Here is a 2837-nt window from a genome sequence, read left to right on the forward strand (position 1 = left end):
AGACGGTCTCGCCGGAGGCGACGGTGTGCGACCCGCCGGCGGCGGCGGGCGCCGCGGCGGTCGTCGAGGCGCCGCCCGAGGTCGGGATCGTGAGGCGCTGGCCCTCGCGGATGAACGCGCTGCCGTTCAGGCCGTTCGCGCTGCGGACGGCCGAGACGCTCGTGCCGTACTTCGCGGCGATGTGGCTGACGGTGTCGCCGGAGCGCACCGTGTACGACTCGTCGGCGTGCGCCGCCGGGGCGGCGGCGGTGGCGGCGACCGCGGCGATGGCGATCGCGCCGGTGCTGGTGGCCAGGCGCCGGCCACGACGACCCGCGGCGCGGGCCGGGGCGCCGTCACGGGAGCGTGCGGCCTGGTCCGTGAGGGCGAGGGCGGGCTGCGACATGGTGGGGACCCCTGGTGCTGAGACGTCGTGGTGCGGTGGCGGTACGCGCCCGGGGCGCGTGACTCGTGTGACTCCTGTGACTGGAGTGACCAGTGCGACGGTAGTGCACGACCTGGAGCCTGGGAAGCGGGAGGCGCCATTTGGTGCAATGACCAGGACATTTCGGACGCATTCCTCACGCCCCCGGGCGAGCGCGCTGCGCCACCAGGGGGAATGCCGCGTGGTGCGCGAGCCCGGGCCGCGCGTCAGTACGCTGGCCCGCGTGACTGCGCAGACCCCCGATGACCTGGTCGACTCGTGGCTGACCGTGCCCGACGTGGCGGAGGAGCTCGGCGTCGACGCCGGGAAGGTCCGCCGCCTGCTCAAGGAGCGCCGTCTCGCCGGCGTCCGGCGCGGCGACCCGCCCGTGCTCAGCATCCCCGCCGCGTTCCTGGTGCCGGCCGACGCCCGCAACCCCGCGACCGCGCCCGACGGCTACGGCGAGCAGGAGGTCGTCGCCACCTCGGCCGTCCTCGCGTCGCTGCAGGGCACGCTGTCCGTGCTCGGCGACGTCGGCATGTCCGACGCCGAGGCGGTCGCGTGGCTGTTCACGCCGGACGAGTCGCTGCCGGGCCGGCCGGTGGACGCGCTGCGCGCCGGCCACAAGACCGAGGTGCGGCGGCGGGCGCAGGCCCTGCTCTGACGGGTCCCGTCAGGCGCGGCGGTCGACCGCCGCGTGCCCGAGGGCGACGAGCATCGCCCGGCCGTCCTCGGTGAGCTCCGCCCGGGCGAGCGCGGCGAACCCGCGCTCGCTCAGGTCGGCGATCAGCGCCTCGACGTCCGCCACGGCGCCGCTGGCCTCGATCCGGTCGGCGAGCGCCCGGCACGCGTCGTCGTCGAGCGTGCGGTCGCCGAGGCCCGCGTGCAGCGCGGCGGCGAGCCCGGCGTCCTCCGCCGCGCGCGCGTGCGCCATCGCCCGGGCGACCAGCACGGTGCGCTTGCCCTCGCGCAGGTCGTCGCCCGCGGGCTTGCCGGTCGTCGCCGGGTCGCCGAACACGCCGAGCAGGTCGTCCCGCAGCTGGAAGGCCTCGCCCAGCGGCAGGCCGTAGGCGGCCGTCGCGGCGAGCGCCGCCTCGTCCGCGCCCGCGAGCACGGCACCCAGCAGCAGGGGGTGCTCCACGCTGTACCGCGCGGCCTTGGCGACGATCACCTCGCGGGCGCGCCGCTCGTCGGCGGCCGGGTCCTCGCCCCAGGGCAGCACCTCCGCCAGCAGGTCGAGGTACTGCCCGACCGTGACCTCGGTGCGCATCCCCTCGAACACCGCGTGCGCTGCGGCACGGCGCTCCGCCGGGAGGTCCGCGACCGCGCGGACGAACTCCCGCTCGCTCGCCACGAGGGCCAGGTCGCCGAGCAGGATCGCCGCCGACTCGCCGAACCGGCCCGGGTCGCCGGACCAGCCCTCCTCGGCGTGCCGCGCGGCGAACCGGCGGTGCGCCGCAGGCCTGCCGCGCCGGGTGTCGGAGTCGTCCATCACGTCGTCGTGGAACAGCGCCGCCGCCTGGAACAGCTCCAGCGCCGCGCCGACCCGGAGCACCGCGTCCGCCTCGGGCGAGGCCGGGTCGCCGCCGTGGGCGCGCCAGGACCACCAGCAGAACGCCGCGCGCAGCCGCTTGCCGCCCGCGAGCATCTGGCTCAGGGCCTCCGCGAGCGGGGCGGCGCCGGCACCGGACCGGACGAGCTCCGGCAGCAGCGCCTCGACGTGCTCCGTGAGCAGGGCGTCGACCCGGGTGCGGAGGTCCTCGGCGTCGACGAGTGCGGGGGCGGTGCTCACCCGGCGAGCCTAGGGCCTCAGAGCCGGACGGTCCCGCCCAGGGTCAGCGTGCGCAGCCCGTCGCGGTCCAGCACGCCGAGCGTCAGCAGCTCCGCGGCGCCGTCCCCCCGGACGAAGGTCGACGACGCGGCCAGGCCGGTGGCACCCGGGTCGACCACCGTCTCGGCGAAGCCCGCCGCGACCAGCTGGTCGCGCACCGCCTGCACCAGCTGGTCGGTCGCGAGCGGGCTGCGCAGGTTCAGGCTGATCGTGGTCAGGCCGGTGGCCGCGTCCGGCTCCGCGCTGGACACGAGGATGTCGCTGCCCTCGGGCGGGGACACGAGGTCGGACGGGAAGCCCGGGGCCAGGTCGCCCACCGACGACCCCGTCGTGGTCGGGCTCGGCAGCAGCGACTCCGTCGGCGAGGGGGCGGCGGCCGGACCGGTGGCCGCCGCCGAGCCGGTCGGCGCGGGGCCGCCGTCGCCGTCCGTGCACCCCGCCGCGCCGACGGCGACGAGGGCGAGGAGAAGGGCGGCGGCGGTGGGACGGCGGAGCACGGGCGCCACAGTAGCGCCGCTCCACGGGCGGACGCCGAGTCCTCCACAGGGCGTGGGTGGTGCGTCGTCCCCAGGGCGGGCCGGCTGCCGCGGCGGCCGGCCCGCC

Annotated in this window: 4 protein-coding genes; 1 reads left to right on the top strand and 3 read right to left on the bottom strand. The window is 77.7% G+C overall.

The genetic code is table 11. The annotated features are described in order from the left end of the window. A partial coding sequence (locus G6556_RS08600; protein WP_166940391.1) for a LysM domain-containing protein occupies positions 1-385 on the bottom strand: 385 nt, incomplete at its 3' end. Positions 386-647: 262 nt separating this feature from the next. Here G6556_RS08600 and G6556_RS08605 point away from each other — a divergent pair. Further along, positions 648-1067 (top strand): Rv2175c family DNA-binding protein, encoded by a 420-nt coding sequence (locus G6556_RS08605; protein ID WP_346774795.1) that lies wholly within the window; start codon positions 648-650, stop codon positions 1065-1067. A 9-nt stretch (positions 1068-1076) separates the two neighbouring features. On the opposite strand, the gene G6556_RS08610 is transcribed toward G6556_RS08605, so the two are convergent. Then, positions 1077-2195 carry a polyprenyl synthetase family protein gene (locus G6556_RS08610; RefSeq protein WP_166940395.1) on the bottom strand — a complete coding sequence of 373 codons (1119 nt, stop codon included), beginning with the start codon at positions 2193-2195 and terminating at the stop codon, positions 1077-1079. A gap of 17 nt (positions 2196-2212) precedes the next feature. Further along, a complete protein-coding gene (locus G6556_RS08615; RefSeq protein WP_166940397.1) occupies positions 2213-2731 on the bottom strand; it encodes a hypothetical protein in 519 nt (172 codons plus the stop codon). Positions 2732-2837 lie beyond the last annotated feature (106 nt).

This window comes from Cellulomonas sp. IC4_254 (assembly GCF_011603975.1).
GTDB lineage: Bacteria > Actinomycetota > Actinomycetes > Actinomycetales > Cellulomonadaceae > Cellulomonas.